The 21,962-nt window shown below is 61.3% G+C and carries 16 protein-coding genes; 3 read left to right on the forward strand and 13 right to left on the reverse strand.

Annotated elements, in window-relative coordinates:
- Nucleotides 1-18: 18 nt before the first annotated feature.
- Nucleotides 19-798: a 30S ribosomal protein S2 gene (rpsB, locus tag PCJ49_RS06955; RefSeq protein WP_089290025.1), complete on the reverse strand. Its 780-nt coding sequence runs from the start codon at nt 796-798 to the stop codon at nt 19-21.
- A gap of 444 nt (nt 799-1,242) precedes the next feature.
- Here rpsB and PCJ49_RS06960 point away from each other — a divergent pair, with 444 nt between their 5' ends.
- On the forward strand, nt 1,243-1,914 hold the full coding sequence (locus PCJ49_RS06960) for a hypothetical protein (RefSeq protein WP_269910302.1): 672 nt from the start codon (nt 1,243-1,245) through the stop codon (nt 1,912-1,914).
- Nucleotides 1,915-1,997: 83 nt separating this feature from the next.
- On the opposite strand, the gene PCJ49_RS06965 is transcribed toward PCJ49_RS06960, so the two are convergent.
- The 9 genes from PCJ49_RS06965 to PCJ49_RS07005 form a co-directional block, all read right to left on the reverse strand.
- Nucleotides 1,998-4,916 (reverse strand): hypothetical protein, encoded by a 2,919-nt coding sequence (locus PCJ49_RS06965; RefSeq protein ID WP_269910303.1) that lies wholly within the window; start codon nt 4,914-4,916, stop codon nt 1,998-2,000.
- Nucleotides 4,917-5,256: 340 nt separating this feature from the next.
- Entirely contained in the window at nt 5,257-8,100 is a 2,844-nt protein-coding gene (locus PCJ49_RS06970; protein WP_269910304.1) for a calcium-binding protein, read from the reverse strand.
- Nucleotides 8,101-8,190: 90 nt separating this feature from the next.
- Nucleotides 8,191-11,679, reverse strand: a complete 3,489-nt coding sequence (gene dnaE, locus PCJ49_RS06975) for a DNA polymerase III subunit alpha (protein WP_269910305.1) — start codon at nt 11,677-11,679, stop codon at nt 8,191-8,193.
- Nucleotides 11,680-11,759: 80 nt separating this feature from the next.
- Nucleotides 11,760-12,182, reverse strand: coding sequence for a hypothetical protein (locus PCJ49_RS06980; protein ID WP_269910306.1), 423 nt, complete (start codon nt 12,180-12,182; stop codon nt 11,760-11,762).
- Nucleotides 12,183-12,274: 92 nt separating this feature from the next.
- Entirely contained in the window at nt 12,275-12,985 is a 711-nt protein-coding gene (locus PCJ49_RS06985; protein ID WP_269910307.1) for an RT0821/Lpp0805 family surface protein, read from the reverse strand.
- A gap of 125 nt (nt 12,986-13,110) precedes the next feature.
- On the reverse strand, nt 13,111-13,989 hold the full coding sequence (locus PCJ49_RS06990) for a hypothetical protein (RefSeq protein ID WP_269910308.1): 879 nt from the start codon (nt 13,987-13,989) through the stop codon (nt 13,111-13,113).
- A gap of 1 nt (nt 13,990) precedes the next feature.
- A complete protein-coding gene (locus PCJ49_RS06995; RefSeq protein ID WP_269910309.1) occupies nt 13,991-14,704 on the reverse strand; it encodes an ABC transporter ATP-binding protein in 714 nt (237 codons plus the stop codon).
- Complete coding sequence (locus tag PCJ49_RS07000) at nt 14,697-15,953, reverse strand: lipoprotein-releasing ABC transporter permease subunit (RefSeq protein WP_269910310.1); 1,257 nt, start codon at nt 15,951-15,953, stop codon at nt 14,697-14,699. The genes PCJ49_RS06995 and PCJ49_RS07000 overlap by 8 nt, the downstream gene beginning before the upstream one ends.
- Nucleotides 15,946-17,184: a lipoprotein-releasing ABC transporter permease subunit gene (locus PCJ49_RS07005; RefSeq protein WP_269910311.1), complete on the reverse strand. Its 1,239-nt coding sequence runs from the start codon at nt 17,182-17,184 to the stop codon at nt 15,946-15,948. The genes PCJ49_RS07000 and PCJ49_RS07005 overlap by 8 nt, the downstream gene beginning before the upstream one ends.
- Before the next feature lie 168 nt (nt 17,185-17,352).
- On the opposite strand from PCJ49_RS07005, the gene PCJ49_RS07010 reads away from it, so the two are divergent.
- Nucleotides 17,353-17,928: a TetR/AcrR family transcriptional regulator gene (locus PCJ49_RS07010; RefSeq protein ID WP_269910312.1), complete on the forward strand. Its 576-nt coding sequence runs from the start codon at nt 17,353-17,355 to the stop codon at nt 17,926-17,928.
- Nucleotides 17,929-17,940: 12 nt separating this feature from the next.
- Nucleotides 17,941-18,228 (forward strand): hypothetical protein, encoded by a 288-nt coding sequence (locus tag PCJ49_RS07015; protein ID WP_269910313.1) that lies wholly within the window; start codon nt 17,941-17,943, stop codon nt 18,226-18,228.
- A 401-nt stretch (nt 18,229-18,629) separates the two neighbouring features.
- On the opposite strand, the gene guaA is transcribed toward PCJ49_RS07015, so the two are convergent.
- From guaA to PCJ49_RS07030, 3 genes are all read right to left on the reverse strand, one after another.
- Entirely contained in the window at nt 18,630-20,207 is a 1,578-nt protein-coding gene (gene guaA, locus PCJ49_RS07020; protein ID WP_269910314.1) for a glutamine-hydrolyzing GMP synthase, read from the reverse strand.
- A gap of 103 nt (nt 20,208-20,310) precedes the next feature.
- Entirely contained in the window at nt 20,311-20,979 is a 669-nt protein-coding gene (locus tag PCJ49_RS07025) for a DUF2987 domain-containing protein (protein ID WP_269910315.1), read from the reverse strand.
- 23 nt (nt 20,980-21,002) lie between these two features.
- The gene (locus PCJ49_RS07030; RefSeq protein WP_269910316.1) at nt 21,003-21,824 is read right to left on the reverse strand and encodes a class II glutamine amidotransferase; all 822 of its coding nucleotides are present in this window, start codon (nt 21,822-21,824) and stop codon (nt 21,003-21,005) included.
- Nucleotides 21,825-21,962: the final 138 nt, after the last annotated feature.

The following is a 21,962-nucleotide window of genomic DNA, read 5'->3' on the forward strand; positions in this document are numbered from 1 at the left end:
GGCCGCGGTCACTCAAACTCAGGCCTGGGCCTCAGCCGCCACTTCCTCGGGCAGCACTTCGACCGGGGCTTCTTCCTGGGCACCGACATCGATGCCGGAAGCCGACATTTCAGCCTGCAGACCATCCAGCACAGAGCCGGCCAGCAGATCGCAATAGGTCTCGATGGCGCGCAGGGCGTCGTCGTTGCCCGGCACCGGGAAGGTGATGCCGTCCGGATCGCTGTTGCTGTCGACGATGGCGACAACCGGGATGCCCAGCTTGTTGGCTTCCTGGATGGCCAGGCTTTCCTTGTTGGTGTCGATGATCACCAGCAGGTCGGGCAGGCCGCCCATTTCACGGATACCGCCCAGCGCGCGCTCCAGCTTATCGCGGTCGCGGGTCATGTTGAGCAGTTCCTTCTTGGTGCGGCCGGAGCCTTCACCAGAAACCAGCGCCTCGTCCATTTCCTTCAGGCGGCGGATGGACTGGGAGATGGTCTTCCAGTTGGTCAGCATACCGCCGAGCCAACGATGGTTGACATAGTACTGGCCGCAGCGCTTGGCAGCCTCGGCCACCTTTTCCTGGGCGGCGCGCTTGGTGCCGACGAACAGCACGCGACCACCGCCGGCGACCACGTCACGAACGGCCTGCATCGAGCGATGCAGCATCGGAACGGTCTGCTCCAGGTCGATGATATGCACGCCATTGCGCACGCCGAAGAGGTACGGGGCCATCTTCGGGTTCCAGCGGCGGGTGTGGTGACCGAAATGCACGCCAGCTTCGAGCAGCTGACGCATGGTAAAGGTCGGCATAGCCATAGGAAAAAGTCCTTTTCCGGTTCTTCCTCCGTGGGCGACGTCCGCCCGGCACCATGCCAGGCAAACACCGGACCGATGCTGACACCGACCGCCGGACCGTCCGGCAGATACAAGTATCGGCACCGCAAGCCCACGTGTGGGATTAACGATGGGCGGTGGAATAGCGCAGGCAGCGGCGCATTGCAACCCCGCCCAGCCACGATTTTAGCCCGCCGGCCCCGCCATCGGCGCATGGCGGGACGCACGCGACAGATTATCCAGCTTTTTTCAAGGCTTTCAGAGAAGCTCGGATTTTCTTGTTTTTCGGCTTCGGGGCCAAGGCGCGGTAATCGGTGCCTTCAAGCCAGCTGGAGCCAGAGAGCCGGCGCAGCAGCGAATCACGCCCGCATGAGGTGCCCCTGCCAGAAAATGACGATGATGCAGCATCGGAACAGGTGCAAAGGGATGACATCCCCTGCCCCGCTGCGCCATGCCTTGGCAGGGCCACGACAGTGCCGTATGGTCCGCGCCAATCAGAAAGCACGCATTCCCATCCATACATCCTACGGTAACATGACCGCCCCCGCCGCCACACCCGCCGAGATTGACCTGTTGACGGGTTTCCTGCGCCTACAGGCCGAGGGCGGTACGCCGCCCACCCCCTATTGGATCAGCGCGGAAGCGTTGCCGGAGACGGCGCGGCAACTGCTGGCCCATGATCATGGCATGACGGCCACGCTGGAGGCCTTCTGGGGTGAACGGATGCGCCTGACCGTGCTGCATACGGCGGAAGAGACGACGCGCCTGCGCCGGCATGTGCTGCTGAGCGGTGCTGACAGCGGTATCCCCGCCGAGCTGGGGCTGATTGAGATGCATCTGGACGCACTGCCGTCGGCGGCACTGTTTGCCGTGCGCCAGCGGCGCATTCCCTTCGGGGCCATCCTGTCCGCCTGCGGCGTTCCGTTCCGCAGCCAGCCGGCCGGCTTCCTGACGCTGAAGGCAGATAAGGGTATCGCCCGACTGCTGGGGCGGCAACCGGGCGATGGGGTGCATGGGCGGGCGACCACCCTTTATAATAAGGAGGGCCAGATTCTGGCCACCGCCGTGGAACTGCTGAGCGGCCACCACCCGGCCTGAACCGGGCGGTGGCGCCCGCCGGCGATTGAGCGGCGCGAAATCATAAGCTTCAGTCATGATTTCGCGCCGCTAGTATAAGATAGTTATCCCCAGAAGTCTTGAATGGCCGGGACTGCAACGCGTCCTTCCGCTATACCATACTGCATATAATGGAAGGCGGGGTTGACGCCGGCCGCCACAAGATCGGGATTCGCCGCCAGATAGGCGGAAACATCAAACGACGCTGATGGGTCCCGCCCTTCGCCCGCCCCATATTGCGCGTAATGCTGTGCCGCTGACCGCAGACTGCCTGACGCCACTGCCGCAGCCACATCTGGGTTGTGGGCGAGGTACCAGTTGCTGTCGAACAGAGCATTAGGATCACGCCCTTCATACTGGCCATAGAGATAGTAATGCTGATAGGCGTTCTTCAGCACGCCAGCGCTGACAGCCTGAGCCACGTCGGGATTGGTGGCGAGATAGAGCTTCTCGTCAAATCCGATCTGGCCGGGGCTAAACATCGGGGCAGAGGGCATCCGCCCTTCAACGCGACCATAAAGGTCATAATGCTGTTGCCCGCTGGAAAGCAGCCCCGCCGATACCGCCGCCGCCACATCCGGATTAGCCGACAGATAGAAGGCTTCATTGAACGGTCCGTCGCTGACGGAGGGGCCTTGATAGAAGGTCGTTCCCGTTAACTTGACCGAATGATCGATCCAGGACGTATAGTTGTTCAGCAGAAGAACGCGATCATTGAGATGGAGAACTTCGACATTTTTGGTGTAGACGGTCCCATCGCCAAAGTAATTCATATCTCCGATCTGCAAATTCCCATTATTATCTACGTTGATAAGGATATCAGCGTAGTTGGCCTTCAATACCAGCGTATCCACCCCGGCGCCACCGTCGACGCGATTCAATCCGGGACCGGCATGAATGACATCATTGCCTGTTCCCCCATCAATCACGTCGTTACCGCCGCCCCCACGGATCAGGTCGCGCCCGTTTCCACCATTAATCGTGTCCGGACCATCGCCACCCGTCAGCGTATCCGCACCATTGGTCCCTGTCAGGACCTGACCCGCAACGGAAGTTGGCTGATAGATCAACTTCCCATCAGCTGAGAAACGCAAACCATTATAGTCAGAGACATTCTCCAGCGTGATCATCGCGGATGGAAAGCTGTTACTCGTGTAAACTGACAAGAGCAACCCAGATTTATTGGCCAACTGGTTGACCACCAAGCTACCCGCATCGAAACTCGGCCGAGAAGTATATCCCGAATAGTAATTGGCGCCCGCTATAACTTTCTGCGGGGTGAAGCCTATAATCTCAATCTTGTCGCCAACAGCGAAATCATTGATCGTCACATAGTTTGTGCTAAAACTACTTCCACTCAATCCGACGCGGTAGGTATCCGAACCCTCACCACCCGTTATTGTAGCACTTCCAATAGCAGTTATGGTATCGTTACCACTACCCGCGTCGATATTAGCAGAACGACCACTCGGCACAGTGATCTGATCATCACCACCACCGGCATAAATGCTGGAACCATAGCCACCACCAACGATGGTGTCATTGTAATTGCCACCATAAGCGATCTCAGAGGAACCGGTGATAACTATATTGGTTGCAGGAATATAGGATAATTCCCCACCCGTCAGCACAAAGGCACCAGGATCGTAGGCGCCCATCATATCAATGATATGATCAGCCCCGGCGACAGTGTCGGTGCCGATATGGAAGCGGTAACCACCCTGGACAGCCTCCCATTCGACCTGCCCTGATGTCACCCCAGTCCCGGTTCCCTGCTTCAAGCTGGTCAAGGCGAGGTTGGTAATACCGTCACTGGCCAGCAGGGAGAGGCGGTCACCGGTGGCGAAATCGGTTATCTGGGTAATACCCGCAGTTCCCCCCTGCGCGGTAATGATATTGAATCGATCATTGCCCGCACCACCGGTCAGAGTATCGCCAGCACCACCGATGATGACATCATTCCCGGCACCGCCGTCAATCAGATCGGCACCGGCTCCGCCGACCAGGGTTTCCGCCCGCGACGATCCAGTGATCGTGTCATTCCCGGATCCCCCCACGACGGAGACATATTTAATCCCCGTGAGTGTATCCACCTCACCCTGGCTGGTCGTAATGCTGCCGTCCGTAACAGTGATGGCAACGCCGACACTGCTGCCGGCCACATGATCGTGAATAACCAGATCGTCGCCACCATTACCGATCAGCGTGTCGCTTCCGGAGCCGCCATTCAATGTGTCGTCGGACATGCTGCCGGTGATGCTGTCATTCCCCGCACCGCCCGACAACACGTCACGCCCATAGCCGCCACCGCCGCTGATCACATCATCTCCATCTCCACCATAGATGATGTCCCCGAAATTGCTGCCGGTCAGCGTGTCATTGCCAGCACCGCCACTGAGAAAAGACGAGCCCGTCGCGTTGCTGGCAATCAACGTATCCGCACTGGCCGTGCCTTCCTGAATGAAGAACTGCGAACCGGTGAAATTCACCTGCTCAACACCGCTCAACTGAACCTGACTGAACACCCGCTGGCCCGCACCATTCACATTGGAATAAGTCAGGATTAAAGAACCTGAATTATCGCTGGCAGGAGCCAGAACGGAGGAAAGATTATCGGTATAAGCAAAACCAGGAATATTCACCTGATCATAGCCATCACCTCCAACCAGGGTATCCCGTCCGGAACCGCCGATCAGCGTGTCATTCCCGGCCCCGCCGGAAAGCGAATCATCGCCGCTGGAACCGGTCAGAACGGCGTTGGACACTGTGTCGGACAGGGAGAGTTGGACGCCGGTAACGGCGCTGGCATCAATGCCAGCAAACTGGGTGTCATTGCTGGCGTAAAGGGATTGGCCGTCCAGGGTTACAGAAACCGCGGTGCCATTCATCGTTGCCTGCAAAGCCCCGGTTCCGCTGCCGGTCAATACCAGGGTCGGCGCGATGCCAGGAAAAGCGCCGGGGCGCGACGATACGGTGATTGTCATCGTTATTCCTCATTCATTTATGATGTTCGATATAAATGAGCGGACCATCGCCCCAAAGGTCGCCTGCGCTGGTGGAATGGTTTCCCACAGAGCGCTAAGCACGCCTATAGGAACCATCGCCGCCCATGGTATAAGAGTTACTTAACATCCGCAATCCCTCAGAAGTGGCAGTGATGCGCCCCACAACCTCACCTGCCAACCACACCCAGCTAACATTCTGAAAAAAAAGAAATCTTTTTCAGTCACAACGCCTGATGATTGATGCCACCCACAGGATCCTGGCAAAAACTGCAGACAATTCGCTGCTGCATACTCTAACGGCGACACAACCCGAACCGAATCAACCGAGCAGTCCCACAGGGGTCAGCAGACGCCCCTCCGCCCAGCCATATTCCAGATAATGAGAAAGCGGATTAAGGCCAGCCGCCTGGACATCGGGATAATCCCTCACATAGGCGGCAAGGCTGAAGGCCTCCGATGGATCGCGTCCCTCCCGCCATCCGTCGGTATAAAAATGTGCGGCGGCCCCCGGCAACAGCCCACGCTTCACCGCTTCCGCCACATCGGGGTTATGAGCCAAGTACCAGTCAGCATCAAAAAGCGCGTTGGGATCGCGGCCTTCCAGCAGACCGGCACGCACAAAATGCTCATAGCCATTGGCGTAGCTGCCAGCACTTATTGCCGCAGCAACATCCGAATTCGTGGAAACATAGTAGGTTTCATCATAACCATAGGCCAACGGGCCCAGGTCAACATAGCCTGCGCGCCCTTCGGCACGCCCGGCGAGTTGATAATGCTGGTACCCGCTGGAGAAAAACCCCTGCACCACGGCGGCCCGGACATCCGGATTGCGATCAAGATAAGCGCTCTCACTGAAGCCATTGCCCAGGTGATCTGAATGGCTGTTGGGCTGCCGGCCTTCCAGCTGACCGCGCAGCTGAAAATGCTGCGCTCCGCTTTCCAGAACGCCTTGCGCCACAGCCTTGGCCACATCCGGATTCTGCGCCAAGTACCAGACTTCATCCACTTGAACAGAAGGAGCGGGGGAAACCTTGCCTGGTGCGGTCAGCAGGACAACCCGGTCGTTCAGCCGCAGCAGCTCCACCCCGGAAAGGACATCCGCGCCTTCCCCATCAGCCCGGTTATCGATCACCTGCACCCCGCCAGTGCCATCCCGCAGAATGGTGACATCGGCAAAACGGGCGTTCATGCCCGCCGCCTGGGTACCGTCGCCGCCGATGATAAGGTCGTTGCCCTTGCCGCCTTTCAGCAGCGTGATGCCCGCCGCCCCCTGAAGAATATCGGCATTGGCCGTGCCCCGGCCGCTGGTGATGGCCGTGGGGGACAGGACCAAACGGTTCCCCCCAGTGACGCTCAGCAGCGCGCCGCTACCAAGACCAGCGATATCGACCGCGTAATCAGCCCCGGCCATCTCATCCGCGCCCACATAGAGCCGGACGCTGCCATCCGCGCCGTCCTCATACCGGATGTCACCAAGAGCCAAGCCCTCCCAGTCACCGGCCTGATAGCTGGAAATAGTCAAATCGCCGGACACTATCGTTTGGCTAAAGGTAAGGATATCGCCTGCATGGAAATCCATCACTTGGTCGATATCACCTTCACTATTGTAGCCCGCCAACGGGAACCGGTCGTTACCCAACCCGCCCCATAAGATGTCACTGCCCGTATTGCCGGTAACGACGTCATTGCCAGCACCGGCCCTGATCACATCTGAGCCGGCACCGCCGGCTAATGTCTCCTTCCGGTCACTTCCGTCAATAACATCATTATAGCGGGTGCCACGGACCAGAACGGCTTCGATTGAATAAAGCTGATCAACCTCACCGTTATTAATGACAATACGATTGTCGGCAACAATTACCTTTATGCCGTAAACATTTAAGGAATAATCGAGAACAGCAAGGTCATATCCCGTCTCGCCATTTATAATATCATTTCCTCTTCCTCCTTCCAGCACATCATCTCCAGCACCACCGTGCAGAGTATCATGCCCCCAGCCGCCATACAGCGTGTCCGCGAGGTTACTGCCGACAATCGAGTCAGAGCCCTGATTGCCGAACAGAAGGTTACGAACATTGCCAACGCCGGCCAAATTATCATTATAAACCGTTCCTTTAATAAGGCGATATTCAAGACCATTAACGATTAATTTTTCTACATCCTCAATATAAACATATCCATCATCTTTAAAATTATCCGAATACAAATAGCTATATACGCTTAAGCCGTAGAACTGCTCTTCAGAAAATTGGGGAGAAATGCTGTAAGTACGAAGGCCGTTGGCCGTATCAAATGTCAGTTCGGCGGTATCAAAGCCAGCACCGCCATAGAAAGTGCTTGTCCCGTCAAGGCGCTTCCGCAACAGGTCATCACCAGCCCCGCCATTCAACGTATCATCGCCGCTGAAACCATCCAGCGTATCATTGCCATCAAGCCCGGTAAGGCTGTCATTATTATTTGTGCCGACCAACAGGTCATCACCTGCAGCCCCCGTCAAAGTAATTCCGGGGATATAGGTCAGATTTCCTGCATCAATGCCGAAGGAGTGGATAGTATATTCACCTATCAGCATTACACTATAATCCGCGCCGACTACACCATCTGTGTCAGCATAAAGTTCCGCAGTCCATGTATCGTAAAAACGAACCTGCACGGCTCCGCCCAACGCGCCGGTACCATCCCCGTCGGATATTGACGTGATGGTCCGACCCAGATTGATCTGGTCACCAGAGCTAAAACCCCTGACATAGTCTCTACCGCCTGAAACAGGCGAAAGGTATAATAAATCGGCCCCGTTACCGCCATCCAGGGTGTTTTGCCCGCCCAGCCCCCATATTATATCGTCCCCATCACCGCCGCTGAGATTGTCATTGCCGGCACCACCCCGCAATATGTCGGCGCCAGCGGTACCTGACAGTAAATATCCGGCCGTAACCTGCGGTTCGACCTGCAGCGTCACCGTGGCACCGGAAACGGCACTGGCATCGATCCACTGTAATGGCAGGGTAACGTTGGACAGATCGAAAGGCTGGTCATTCAACCGACCGGCCAGCCCTTTGTCACCTATGGTGATGAGCAGATGACCGGTGTCTGACCCTGACAGCTTCAAGATGTCCTGTTGTCCGGGGATGGAGTTCGCTACCTGCTGCGCCACTATGCCCACGATCTGCCACCTGTTTCCTGGATTTATCCTTTGGGACACAGTAGCAAATGATCGACAGGGCACAATCCTACAGAAGTAATAGGGGCTCGATCACAACTCCAGCACCTCCACCACCCCCTGTAGGGATTTGATGGCCGCACGGCCGGCGCTGTCGATCTGAAAGGTTTTCGGCAAGGCGATCTCCACCTCCCGCAGGGCATCCATTTCCACCGCCAGCATCACCTTGCCGCGCCCCGGCGGCAGGCGGGACAGGGTGTTCTTGATGCCCTCCACGGCGCGCACATCATCCACCAGAATGCGCAAGCCAGCGGCGGTCTTGGAGACCTCCTCCTCCAGCAACTGCACGCCGTGGCAGGTCAGGCGGATTTCCTCCCCATTGCGCTGGGCATCCACCGATACAAGCACGGCCTTGCCGGCCTCCAGCATCTCCCGGCTTTGGGCCAGGGTTTCCTGGAACAGGGTCACCTCGAAAACACCGGTGGCGTCCGACAGAGTGACGAAGGCGAAGCGGTTACCGCTTTTGGCCGTGCGTTCCTGGCGGGCCACCACGATGCCGGCCATCTTGTAGCGGGTGGATTTGGCATCGCGCATGGCCTTGGGCAGATCGGCATGTTTCACCACCCGCATCCGGGTCAGCGCTGGCGCAAACGTATCCATCGGGTGGGCCGAGAGGTAGAAGCCGATGGCCTCAAACTCGTGCCGCAGCTTTTCCAGCGGCTCCCAATCCGGCACCTTGGGCAGGTCGGGCGTCTTCAGTGCCTCAGTGGCGCCGAACAGGCTGGCCATGCCGCTTTCCCGTTGCTGCGCTTCGGCCTGGGCATAGCGCAGCACGGTTTCCAGCCCGGCGAACAATTGCTGGCGGTTGCGCGACAGGCTGTCAAAGGCCCCGGCGCAGACCAGCTTTTCCATCATCCGCTTATTCATCACCGTGTGATCAACCCGGCGGGCGAAATCGAACACATCCTTATAGGGGCCGTTGGCACGGCGTTCGGCCACCACCGATTCCATGGCCTGCGCCCCCACACCCTTGATGGCGGCGAGCGCATAGCGCACGGCCCGGCTGCCATCGGGCAGGGTTTCCACGGCGAAGCGGGCAGCAGAGGCATTCACATCCGGCGGCAACAGCTTGATCCGCAGCCGCATCAGTTCCTGGCGGAACTGGTTCAGCTTGTCGGTATTGCCCATATCATAGGTCATGGTGGCGGCCATGAACTCGACCGGGTAATTGGCCTTCATGAAGGCCGTCTGATAGGCCACCAGCGCATAGGCCGCCGCGTGGGATTTATTGAAGCCATAACCGGCAAACTTGTTCACCTGATCGAAGATCAGACCGGACTGTTCTTCCGGCACGGCCAGCTTTTCAGCCGAACCGGCGATGAACTTCGCCCGTTCCTTCTCCATCTCCTCCTTGATCTTCTTACCCATGGCGCGGCGCAGCAGGTCAGCGCCGCCAAGGCTGTAGCCGGCCAGCACCTGGGCGATCTGCATCACCTGTTCCTGGTACACCATGATCCCGAAGGTTTCCTCCAGGATCGGCTGCAAGGCCGGGTGCATGTAATCCGGCTCTTCCTGCTTGAATTTCACCTTGATGTATTTGGGGATATTATCCATCGGGCCGGGACGATAGAGCGAGACCAGCGCGATAATGTCTTCAATCCGGTTCGGCTTCATGCGGCGCAGCACGTCGCGCATCCCCGAACTTTCAAGCTGGAACACCCCGGAACTCTCGGCCCGGCCCAGGATGTCGTAGGACTTCTTGTCCTCCATATCCAAATCCAGCAGATCCAGTTCCGGGCCCAGATCGCGCACATGGTCGACCGCCGTTTTCAGCACGGTCAGCGTCTTCAGGCCCAAAAAGTCGAACTTCACCAGACCTGCCAGTTCGACATATTTCATGTTGAACTGGGTGACCGGCATGTCGGACCGCGGGTCGCGGTACATCGGCACCAGTTCATAGAGCGGGCGGTCGCCGATCACCACGCCGGCGGCGTGGGTGGAGGCGTGGCGGTACAGCCCTTCCAGCCGCAGCGCGATGGTCAGCAGGCGGGCCACCGTTTCATCCCCGCGCTGCATCTCCTGCAATTGCGGCTCCCCATCCAGCGCCTGTTGCAGGGTGACTGGGTTGGCTGGGTTGTTGGGGATCAGTTTGCAGATACGGTCCACCTGACCATAGGGCATCTGCAACGTGCGCCCCACATCACGCACCACGGCGCGGGCCTGCAGCTTACCAAAGGTGATGATCTGGCCGACCTTGTCGTAGCCGTATTTCTGCTGAACATACTTGATCACCTCTTCCCGGCGATCCTGGCAGAAATCGATATCGAAGTCGGGCATCGACACGCGTTCCGGGTTCAGGAAGCGTTCGAACAGCAAGCCATAACGGATCGGGTCCAGGTCGGTGATCAGCAGCGACCAGGCGACCAGCGATCCGGCACCCGAACCACGGCCCGGCCCCACGGGAATGCCGTGATCCTTGGCCCATTTGATGAAGTCCGACACGATCAGGAAGTAACCGGGGAACTTCATCTTGATGATGGTTTCCAGCTCAAAATCCAGCCGTTCCCGGTATTCCTTCTCGATCTTTTCTTTCTCATCCTGCGCCATGCCGCTGGTGAAGACATATTTGGTCAGCCGGTAGGTCAAGCCATCATGGGCCTGCACGCGCAATTCATCTTCTTCCAGCCGCCCGCCCTCACACGGGAAGGGCGGCAGGATCGGGTTCACCTTGCGCGGCATGTAGGCGCAACGCTTGGCAATCACCACGGTGTTATCCACCGCCTCCGGCAGGTCGGCGAACAGCTCCCGCATCTCGGCGGCGGTCTTGAAATAATGCTGCGGGGTGACGCGGCGGCGTTCCTCCTGCATCACATAGGCGCCCTCGGCGATGCAGAGCAGCACATCGTGCGCCTCGTACATGTCCGAAGTGGCGAAATAGGCATCGTTGGTGGCGACCAGTGGAATATCGTGGGCATAGGCCAGATCGATCAGATCAGGCTCAACCTTGGCTTCTGCCTGCCCGATCGGCCCTTCGGCATGGCGCATCAGCTCAATATACAGCCGGCCGGGGAACAGGGTTTTCAGCTTTGCCAGCAGGTCCAGCGCGTGGGGCTTCTGCCCATCCAGCAACAGCCGGTTCAACCCGCCGCCGAACCCACCGGTCAGGCAGATCAACCCATCGGTCAGCCCCTCCATATCCTCCAGCGAGACCTGGGGCAGCAGGCCCGGATCGGTATCCATGAAGGCCTTGGAGACCAGCCGCATCAGGTTGCGATACCCCTGCTCGCTCTGCACCAGCAGGACAAGCTGGTCGGCCCCCGGCCCCAGCACCCTTCCCGCCACCTTTTTCAAGGGACCGAAGGGGGTGATCCACATCTGGCAGCCGATGATGGGCTGGATACCATCGTCGGATGCCGCCATGGCAAATTCCAGGCAGCCGAACAGGTTGCCGGTATCGGTGACGGCCACCGCCGGGAAGCCGTGCTTCTTGCACAGCTTCACCAGTTCCTTGGGCTTGATCGCCCCTTCCGCCAGGGAATAGGCGGAATGGACGCGCAGATGGATGAAACCGGGGTCAGACAAGGCGGCAACGATCAGGCTACGGAACGGGAGTGATCCGGACCCTACCGCAAAGCAGGGGCCGGATGCGACTCCCCCGTCGGTTAATCCTGTCGGCGCCGTACCCGGCGCATCCACAGGCCACAGCCGATATCCGTGGCGGCAACCAGCAGCAGCCAGAGCATCCCCCACAGGGTCAGATGGCCCCAGCCGATGCCCAGCAGCGCCAGGGTGCAGGCCCCGGCAGCAAAGGCCAGCAGCGGCGCCAGCCCCACGGCATGGCTGCGGGACAGCAGCCAGAGCACACCGCCCAAGGCAAAACAGGAAAGCCCCAGGCCACGTATCAGCCAAGTGATTGCTGGAATGGCCACCAACTGCGGATCGGCGAAAACCAGGGCCGGCTCCAGCATCGGCAGGAAAAGCGCATCGGCCCCCACCAAGGCCACGATCACGGCATAAATCCGCACCGCGCGTTGGACAGCATCGGCTGAGACGGTGAAAGGCTGGTTTTGCTCACTGAGAACCATGGCATCCTCCCGGCAAGGCGAGAATGATGCCCTGTTTCAACGCTTCCTGCAAAGGGGCCGGGGCAGCGATCTGCCGCCCCGGCCACCTGCGCTTACTGCTGATCGTTCACCACCTGCCAGGCCCCGTCCGGCATCCGGCAGGCCGTGCCATAGGCATCTTCCGCACGACCGCCGATCATCACCGTCTGCTGGAATTCCCGGCAATAGGAACCGGTGGCGGTGCGGCCTTCGCGCACAGCCACCACCTGGCCATTGGCCCCGCTGTCCGACCAATAGATCGGCTGGCCGATGGGGGCGGCGGTGGCGCGGATCTGGGCATCTTCCAGGGCGCGCTGCTGGTTCTCATTGATATTGTTCAGCATGGCGAGCGTGATGCCGGTCAGGCCCAGCCACAGCAGGGCGTCATCGTCGCGGCGATAGTGACCATAACCATTGTACCAATGGCCATAGGGGCGGACCACCACCACATCCCGGTAAACCCGGCGACGCTCCGGCGGGATATAGTAATTCACCACCGGCCGACGCTCATGCTCCCACCAGCCCGGCGGCGGGCCGGGGGGCGGGCCCGGGCGGTAAATATGCACGTCCTCATGGACATAGACATCCCGGCGCCGGTCCGGCCCGTGCCAGTCATGGTCACCATGCCAGTCCCGATCGCGGTGCCAATCCCGGTCGTCATCATGATGGCCGTGCCAGCCCCAGCCCCGATCATCATCGCCCGGGTGCGCGAAGGAAGGCGGCACCACAAGGCTGAGCACAAGGCCGGCCGTCGCGGCGATGGCAGTGAAAGGGCGGATACGCATGGTAACCTCACCATAACAGGCCCGACAGGGGGGCCTTGATCAGCGTCAAGATGAACCGCGCTCACGGCAAAATCTGGGCATGATCAGGGTGAAGAAGCGGTTTCACGGCCCCTACCCCCTTTTCGTTACCCCGCCGACCAGCCGGCCCAGAGATGCGCCGTTGCCAGCGACCGCCAGGGCGTGAAACGACGCATCAGTTCCCCCTGTTCTACGGGCGTGGGGCGCCTTTCCATGCGATTGAAATTCTGCAGGGCTGCCGCCAGCCCGGCGTCACCCAGGGGGGCGATATCCGGCATGGCGCAGGCCCGCAACAGCACATAGGCGCGTGTCCAGGGGCCGATGCCCTTGATACCGGTCAGCGCCGCCTCTGCCGCATCGGGGGCCAGATGCGGCAGGCCTTCATAATCCACGCCCGCACTGGCGGCAGTGATCAGATAGGCCGCCTTGGCGCGGGAGAATTTCAGCCGGCCCAGATGATCCGGGTCCAGGGCGGCAATCCCGGCTGGCGTGGGATGGGCCTTCATGCCCGACGGATGGTCCAGCCCCGCCAGTTCAATCAGCGTGCGGCGCAACTGCCCGGCAAAGCGCAAATTCACCTGTTGGCCGACAATGGCCCAGCACAAGGCTTCAAACACGCTGGCCGTCTGGGGCAGGCGCAGGCCGGGGCCACAGCGGGACAGCAGGCGCGCCACCTCCCCATCCTCTGCCGCCAGCGCCTCAAACCCCGCCCCATCCAGGGCCAGGCCCAGCATCCGGCTGGCAGCATCAGCCAAGGCCGCCACCTCCCCCGCACTCAGGTCTGCCGGGTCGGCGGAAAGCTGTGCGACATCGGCCCCAATCTCGATCTCCAGCCGGATGGCACGGCCGCCCGGGGCCAGCAGCTTGGTGATGCAGTTGCCCACCACCCGTTCCGACAGCCCGTCCAGGTCGCGGCCATGATATGCGAGCACCCAATCGGCGCGGTATCCCGCCGGCAAATCCAGGTCCGGCAGCGCGTCCGCCATCTCAGCGTTCCACCAGCACGCCGTCGCGCATTTCCACCACCCGGTCCATGCGCTGGGCCAGTTCCATATTATGGGTGGCGACCAGGGCCCCCAGCCGGGCCCCGCCCGCCGCCTCCCCGCGCACCAGTTGCTGGAACATGGCGAAGACCGATTCCGCCGTGTGCAAATCCAGATTGCCGGTTGGCTCATCGGCGATCAGCAGGGCCGGACGGTTGGCCAGCGCGCGGGCAATGGCCACGCGCTGCTGTTCCCCGCCCGACAGCTTGGCCGGGCGATGATCGGCCCGCGCCGCCAGCCCCACCCGTTCCAGCAGCTCCCGCGCGCGGATTTCCGCCTGTTTGCGGGCCACCCCGGCAATCATCTGCGGCAGCACGATATTTTCCAGGGCGGAGAATTCTGGCAGCAGATGGTGGAACTGATAGACAAAGCCGATGCGGTCCCGCCGCAACGCCGTGCGCCCAGCATCATCCAGGGAAGACGCCACGTGGCCGGCAATGCGGATTTCCCCGCCATCGGCCCGTTCCAGCAAGCCCGCGATCTGCAGCAGGGTGGATTTGCCGGCCCCGGACGGGCCGACCAGGGCCACCAGTTCGCCCGCCTTCACGGCGGCATTCACGCCGCGCAACACATCCAGCCGCTTTTCCCCTTGCGCGAAGGAGCGGCGGATACCGTTCAGGGAAAGCACAATATCGGTGCCGTTCATCGCCTCACTCATAACGCAGTGCCTCCACAGGGTCGAGCCGGGCAGCCCGCCAGGAGGGGTAAAGGGTGGCCACAAAGGACAGGGCGACGGAGGACAGCGCCACCAGCGCCACCTGCACCGGGTCCGTCCAGCTTGGCAGGGTGGACAGGTAATAGATATCGGCGTTGAACGGGTCGGTGCCCGTCAGGGCCTGCACCAGTTGGCGCACATCTTCCACATGGTGGGAAGCCAGCACGCCCAGCGCCACCCCGGCCACCGTGCCGGCAATGCCGATGGAGGCACCGGACAGCAGGAAGATACGCAGCACCATGCCACGCCCGGCCCCCATGGTGCGCAGGATGGCGATTTCCCGCCCCTTGTCCTGCACCATCATGATCATGCCGGAAATGATGTTGAAGGCGGCCACTATAACGATCATGGCCAGGATCAGCGTCACCACATTGCGCTGGGTTTCAATGACGCTGAAAAAGGCACCATTCACCTGCTGCCAATCCTGCGCCAGCAAGGGTTCCGACAGGCTGGCGCTGACCGCCGGGTGCAGCCCCGGCGCCTTGGCCGGATCATCCAGCATCAGTTCCAGGGTGGTGATTGTCTCCCCCAGTTCAAAGAAGCTCTGGGCGGCGGGCAGGTCCATCAGCACCAGGGTGGCATCAAATTCCGACACGCCCAGCGCCAGAATGCCAACCACCGGGAAGCTGCGGGACCGGGGCGCCCCCTCCGTGCCAATGCGGGGGCTGAGCAGGGTGATCCGGTCGCCCAGCTTGATACCGCCCCGTTCGGCCAGCTTGGCCCCGATGGCTACCCCGTCGCCTGCTGGCAGGGTGCCTGCCTTCAGGGAACCGGCGAAGGCCGGACGGCGGGCAATATCCGCTGCGTTCAGCGCCTTGACCAGCACGCCGCCGGCATAATCACGGATGGAAAGCAGCCCCTGCCCGTCAATGGCCGGCATCACCCCCGCCATGCCGGGCAGGGCCGACAGGCGGCGCAGATCGTCGCCCGGCGGCACGAAGGGGCCATTGGGGGAAAACACCATCAAATGGCCCTGGAAGCCCAGCACACGGGACAGCAGATCGCGCTGAAACCCGTTGAACACGGCAAGCGACACCAGCAGCGTCGCCACACCCAGCGTGATGCCCAGGAAGGAGAAACCGGCAATGACGGAGATGAAGCCTTCCTGCCGCCGGGCGCGCAGATAGCGCCCGGCGATCCAGCGTTCCACAGCGGAGAACATGCCGCCTGCCTTCTGCTTTGTCTCAGCCATGGCGCAGCGCCTCCACCGGGTCCAGCCGGGCGGCGCGCAGGGCGGGATAGATCGTCGCCCCGATGGACAGGAACAGGCCCAGCCCCAGCACCAGCATCACCTCCCCCCAATCAATGATGGCGGGCAGGCCGGTCAGAAAGGCGATCATCGGGATATTGGCCGCCCCCGGCAGCGATGACAGCGCGGCACCGATGGCCTGCACGTTGAGAGTCAGCACCAGCCCCAGGCCAAAGCCGATCAGCGTGCCAAACGCCCCGATGGAGGCACCGGCCAGCAGGAACACCCGCAGGATGGAGCGCTGTGCTGCCCCCATGGTGCGCAGAATGGCAATCGCCGCCGATTTGCCGCGCACCAGCATGACCATGGAGGAGATGATATTGAAACTGGCCACCAGGATGATCAGCGTCAGCACAATGAACATGGCCACCCGCTCCACGCCCAAGGCCGTGACCAGGGAACCATTGGCCTGCCGCCAGTCGGTAACGCGATAGCCAGGGCCGACCGCCGCCGACAGGCTGGCATGGAGGGCGGTGACATCCTGCGGGTTCTGCACAAAGACATCGATGGCGGTTGCCTGTTCCGGCAGACGGAAGAAACTCTGCGCCGCCCCCAGCGGCATATAGAGGCTGGCGGCATCCTGATCCGGCATCCGCACATCCACCACCGCATAAACGGGGAAGGATTTGCGCCGCAGCATGGTGCCGAACGGGGTGGGCGTGCCCTTGGGGCTGATCAAGGTCACCTCCCCACCGACGGAGATGCCCAGCGTGCGCGACAGGCCAAAGCCCAGCGCCACCCCATCATCCCCCAGATCGGGCAGGCCCCTGATGACCGAACTGCCGACAATGGGCCGGCGCTTGAAATCCTCCGGCAGCAGCCCGCGCACCTTCACGCCCGTGGCGCGGCCATTGACGGTCGCCATGGCCTGGCCCTCCACCACCGGCATGGCCATCACCACGCCCGGCGTGGCCGCCAGCTTTTCCACCAGGATCGGATATTGAGGGATCGCCCCGCCATCGCGGGTGATGCTGGCATGGGCGCCAATACCCTGGATGCGGGCCACCAGTTGCGCCCGAAACCCGTTCATCACCGACATGACGATGATCAGCGTCGCCACCCCCAGCGCCACCCCGACAAAGGAAAAGCCGGCAATCACCGACACCGTGCCTTCCTGCCGCCGCGCCCGCAGGTAACGGAAGGCAACCATGCGTTCAAACGGCGTGAAGATCATCGGCTCTCAAAAAGCAAGGGGGCCCGGATGGGTGCGGGTTTAGCCTTGCTTATAGGCGGAAATGGGGCGGGGGCGGAAGGGGGTGGCGTGAGCGCTTCAGCAAGCCGTTTGACTTTTTAGGTCAACCAACCTAATTTAAAATTAGGTCAATTGACCTAGGGGGGCGACATGAATGAGACATCGACAAGGGACCAGATCGTCACAGCAGCCGACATGCTGTTCTACCAACGTGGTTTTGAGCCAACATCGCTGGCCGACATCGCCGGTGCTGTCGGCATTGCGCGCGGCAATCTCACCTATCATTTCAAAGCCAAGGATGAGCTTCTGGCCGCCGTGATCGACCGGCGCCTCGCCAACACGGCCGCCATGCTGACGGCCTGGGAAGAGGCTGGCGATCATCCGACCGACCGTATCCTCAGCTTCATCCATATCCTGATTATGAATCGGGCAAAAATCATGCAGCATGGCTGCCCGGTTGGCACGCTCTGTAACGAGCTGGCCAAGTTGGATCATGCAGCACAGACCGACGCCGCCCGCCTGTTCACCCTGTTCGCCGATTGGTTGGAGCGGCAGTTCATCCAACTGGGCCAAGGGGAGCGGGCACGGGAACGGGCGCTGCATCTGCTGGCACGCAGCCAAGGGGTGGCAACACTGGCAACCGCTCTGCGGGATGAAGATTTCATCCGCCAGGAGGTGGCCTTAATGACGGAATGGCTGGCCGGGCTGACGCCCGCAGCGCATTGAGAGAGGAAACAGATGCATATCGTTTTTCTGCGCTTCACGGCGGACAAGGCCCGCGCCAGCCATTTTATGGCCGCCCATAATGAGTGGCTGCAAAGGGGGTTCACCGATGGTGTTTTTCTGCTGGCCGGCAGCCTGGGACCGGGTCTGGGCGGTGCCATCCTGGCCGATGGGGAGCCTTTGACAGCGCTTGAGGCGCGTGTCGCTGCCGACCCATTCGTGGTGGAGGGGATTGTCAGCGCCGACATCAGTACCATCGTGCCCGGTCGCACCGATCCCCGGCTGGACTTTCTGCGACCCTGAGGCGAAACCGGATGGACAAGACCCTGTCCAGCCCCGATGCCCCGCTGGTGCGCCAAGGCTTTCAGTCCAGCCTCTCCTGGCGTACGCTTTTCGCTAAACGGGTCAATTGCCGCCGTGGCTGCCTTATGCCAAGAGCCATTGATCATGACTCTTGGTCTTTACCCGTTCCCTCAATCGCCGGGCGCTGCCTCCAAGGGGCATGTCCCATGCCCCTTGGCATTACTCAATCATGTCCAGTACGCGACGATGGTTGTAATGGCCAGGGTGGAAAGGAAGTTTCTGGCGGGCTTGTCGTAGCTTGTAGCGACGCGAGGGTTTTTGCTCTGTGACGCTGAAATCCTGGGTAGGCATAACGGCATTTCCTGTCTGACGCCTTCTGCATACCCAGGATTACATGCCCCTTATTCCCACTCGATCGTGCCGGGCGGCTTGGACGTGATGTCGTAGGTCACCCGGTTGATGCCGCGCACCTCGTTGATGATGCGGGTGGCGACGCGGCCCAGGAAGCCATGGTCGAACGGATAATAATCCGCCGTCATGCCATCCACCGAGGTCACGGCGCGCAGGGCGCAGGCGTAATCATAGGTGCGGCCATCGCCCATCACGCCCACCGTGCGCACCGGCAGCAGCACGGCAAAGGCCTGCCAGATGGCATCATAGAGGCCGGCATTGCGGATTTCTTCCAGATAGACCGTGTCCGCCTTGCGCAGGATTTCCAGCTTCTCCCGCGTGATCTCACCGGGGATGCGGATGGCCAGCCCCGGACCGGGGAACGGGTGACGGCCGACGAAGCTGTGCGGCAGACCCAGTTCCCGGCCCAGCGCGCGCACCTCATCCTTGAACAGTTCACGCAGCGGTTCCACCAGCTTCAACTTCATGCGGTCGGGCAGACCGCCGACATTATGGTGAGACTTGATGGTGACCGACGGGCCGCCGGTGAAGGACACGCTTTCAATCACATCCGGGTAGAGCGTGCCCTGAGCCAGGAATTCCGCCCCGCCGATCTTGGCGGCCTCCGCATCGAACACTTCGATGAACAGGCGGCCGATGATCTTGCGCTTCTGTTCCGGGTCGGAAACGCCTTCCAACTGACCCAGGAACATCTCCGACGCATCCACATGCACCAGCGGGATGTTATAATGGTCGCGGAACAGGGTGACCACCTGATCGGCCTCGCCCGCCCGCATCAGGCCGGTATCCACAAAGATACAGGTCAGTTGGGCGCCAATCGCCTCATGGATCAGCACGGCGGCGACGGAGCTGTCCACACCACCGGACAGGCCACAGATCACCTTGGAAGAACCGACCTGTTCGCGGATGCGGGCCACGGCTTCGGCGCGGAAGGCCGCCATGGTCCAGTCGCCCTTCAGGCCCGCCACTTTGAACAGGAAATTGCGGATAAGCGCATCGCCATGCGGGGTGTGCACCACTTCGGGGTGGAACTGCACGGCATAGAAGCGGCGGGTATCGTCGGCGATGATGGCGTAGGGGGCGCCTTCCGACGTGGCGACGATACGGAACCCTTCCGGCAGCTTCGTCACCCGGTCGCCATGGCTCATCCAGACCTGTTCGCGGGCACCGACCTGCCATACCCCTTCAAACAGGGCGCAATCTTCCTTCACATCCACGAAGGCGCGGCCAAATTCGCGGGTGTCACCCGGTTCCACCTTGCCGCCCAACTGCTCGCACATGGTCTGCTGACCATAGCAGATGCCGAACACCGGCACGCCCAGCGTCCACACGGCTTCGGGGGCGCGGGGGCTGCCGGCTTCCGTCACGCTGGCAGGTCCCCCGGACAGGATGATGGCGCGGGGGGCGAAGGCGCGGATACGCTCTTCCCCGGCGCTGAACGGGATGATTTCGCAATAGATGCCGGCTTCGCGCACGCGCCGGGCGATCAACTGCGTCACCTGCGATCCGAAATCCAGGATCAGGACGCGGTCGGGATGGGCGGCGATGTCGGGGGTGGCGGCGGCCATGGCGCATATTCCTGGCTAGTGTCGGAAAATGCGCCGCACCCTAACCGAGGGGGCGGGGTGCGACAAGCAGACGCCAAGCAGGGCAGCCCCCGCTTCAGGGCGCTTACTCCTTGGTGCTGATGGCCGTATAAGCGGGGGGTTTGCTGAGGGTGATGCTGGGATTCTCCCGCCGCAGCTTCTTGTCATTGGGGATCATCACCCGCCCATCCTTGTCGGCCTTGATCTCCCGGCTGCCGGACGGCCCCGCCAGGGTGGCCGTGCAGTCCACCCCGCAGAAGACCCGCAATGTCTGGGCCGAGGGTGCCACGAAGGACAGCATCCCCGCTTCCTTGCCGATCAGCTTATCAAACTGGGCAAAGGCCGCCTGCACATCGGCATAGGTGAAACCACTGCCATCGCCCGGCAGCTTCATGCCCACCTGCACGCGGATTTTATAGTTCTTCTCCGACTGATTGAACTGGACCAGCGTATTGGTCTTCAGCCAGTCCGGCTGATAGGGAAGCTGGAAGGCATTATCGGCATCGACCGGGATATCCTGTACCCCGTCCGGGCTGGCGATGCTGATCGTCACCGGCAGGTTGAGCTGTTTGCCATCTTCGGCCCGGATGGAGGTGCGCAGCGACAGCCGATCCCGTTCCTTCAGGGAATAGAACTTGTCCAACTGATCGAACAATTCCTTGTAAGGCACCTGATGCACCGCCGGCTGGGCGATGGCAGGGCCAGCCAGCAGCGGTAACGCCAGGACCAGGGCGGCCAGCGGAAGGTTCCTCATCGCCTTATCCTCCTTGGATGATGTCACGTGACAGGGGCCAGCGGTTCCACCCGCACCTGCCCGCCTTCCGCCACCAGGACGCTGGCATCCGGCACCTCCGTCCAATGGCCGGGATCTTCATCCAGCGGTTCGGAAAGGACCAGCACCGAATCCCGTCCCCTTCCGTCCAGGCAGAGCTTGCCATCCTGGCAGCCTTCGACATGGCCTTGTGTCCAGTACAGGCTGGGCGAATGCTTGTCGCTGGACCAGCGCACGGCATAAAGCCGCCGGCCATCGCTGGCCGCCGCCGTCATGCGGAACGGTTCTTCCACCCCTTCGGCCCGCATCAGGCCCAGAATCTGGGCGATGGTGCGGGCAAAGGCGCCGGCCGGGTCTTCCATCAAGCCATTACCCAGGGCCAGGAAGAAGAAGGCCTCGCTATCCGTCGATCCTTCGCGGAATCGATAGAGATCGCGGCGGATCAGCCCTTCCACATCCTGGCGCACCTGGGACCAGCCACCGATCTGGCCATTATGCATGAACAGCCAGTCGCCATAACGGAACGGGTGGCAATTCAGCCGCGAGGTGGCGGTACCGGTCGACGCCCGCACATGGGCAAAGAACAGCGGCGAGCGGATCTGCTCCGCCAGGGATCGCAGATTGGCATCCGACCAGGCGGGCATCGTATCCCGGTAGAGGCCCGGCCGGGTCAGGTCGCCATACCAGCCCAGACCGAACCCGTCGCCATTGATGGAAACAACACTGCGCTGGGCGTGCAGCGACTGGCGGATCAGGGAATTGCGGGGCTGGAACAGCAATGTATCCATGGAAATCGGCACGCCCGCATAGGCTAACCAGCGACACATGAAAAGGGGACTCCAAAAGCCAACGGGCAACAGACTGGCCGGTTCTTGTGGCGGAACAAGGGCGGATACCGGCAGGGCAGCGCATGGGGGGTACCCCCTCAGCCGATGGACCCACAGCCCCCACGCCCCCGTTTCAAC

Source organism: Niveispirillum sp. BGYR6, assembly GCF_027568365.1.
Classification (GTDB): domain Bacteria; phylum Pseudomonadota; class Alphaproteobacteria; order Azospirillales; family Azospirillaceae; genus Niveispirillum.